The sequence below is a fragment of the Tropicimonas marinistellae genome, assembly GCF_001509585.1.
Taxonomy (GTDB): Bacteria; Pseudomonadota; Alphaproteobacteria; order Rhodobacterales; family Rhodobacteraceae; genus Tropicimonas; species Tropicimonas marinistellae.
Genome location: NZ_LNCI01000038.1, coordinates 1 through 1076, shown reverse-complemented (window position 1 = coordinate 1076; position 1076 = coordinate 1). Strand labels below are relative to the sequence as shown.

General features: G+C 67.6%; 1 protein-coding gene. It reads left to right on the top strand.

What is annotated here, in order from left to right:
* A partial coding sequence (locus tag ARC39_RS25105) for an S-(hydroxymethyl)glutathione dehydrogenase/class III alcohol dehydrogenase (protein WP_236545406.1) occupies window positions 1-1076 on the top strand: 1076 nt, incomplete at both ends.

Genomic DNA, 1076 nt, shown 5'->3' with positions numbered 1-1076 from the left:
GCCGCGGTAGCAATTGAGGCGGGCAGGCCGCTGGAGGTTATGGACGTGAACCTTGAGGGCCCGAAGGCCGGGGAGGTTCTGGTGGAGATCAAGGCGACAGGGATCTGCCACACCGACGAGTTCACGCTGTCCGGGGCGGACCCGGAGGGGCTGTTCCCGGCGATCCTGGGCCATGAGGGCGCGGGCGTGGTGCTGGAGGTGGGGCCGGGCGTGACCTCGCTCAAGCCGGGCGATCACGTGATCCCGCTCTACACAGCCGAGTGCCGGGAATGCGAATACTGCCTCAACCCGAAGACCAACCTCTGCCAGTCGGTGCGCGCCACGCAGGGGCAGGGGCTGATGCCCGACGGGACCTCGCGCTTCTCGATGCTCGACGGCACGCCGATCCTGCATTACATGGGCTGCTCGACCTTCGCCAACCACACGGTTCTGCCGGAGGTCTCGCTGGCCAAGGTGGACCCGGCCGCGCCCTTCGACAAGATCTGCTACATCGGCTGCGGCGTGACGACGGGGATCGGGGCGGTGATCTACACCGCGAAGGTGGAGATCGGCGCGCGGGCGGTGGTGTTCGGGCTCGGCGGTATCGGGTTGAACGTGATCCAGGGGCTGCGGCTGGCGGGCGCGGACCAGATCGTGGGCGTGGACCTGAACCCGGCCAAGGCGGATATGGCGCGGCACTTCGGGATGACCGATTTCGTGAACCCCGCGGAGGTGACGGGCGACCTGGTGGGGCATCTGGTGGAGCTGACGGGCGGCGGGGCGGATTACAGCTTCGATGCCACCGGCAACGTTCAGGTGATGCGCACCGCACTGGAATGCGCCCACAAGGGCTGGGGCGAATCGATCATCATCGGCGTGGCGCCGGCGGGGGCGGAAATCTCCACCCGGCCGTTCCAGCTGGTCACCGGCCGGGTCTGGCGCGGGACCGCCTTCGGCGGCGCCCGCGGGCGCACCGACGTGCCGAAGATCGTCGACTGGTACATGCAGGGCAAGATCGAGATCGACCCGATGATCACCCATACCCTCAGCCTCGACGAGATCAACAAGGGCTTCGACCTCATGCACAAAGGCGAATC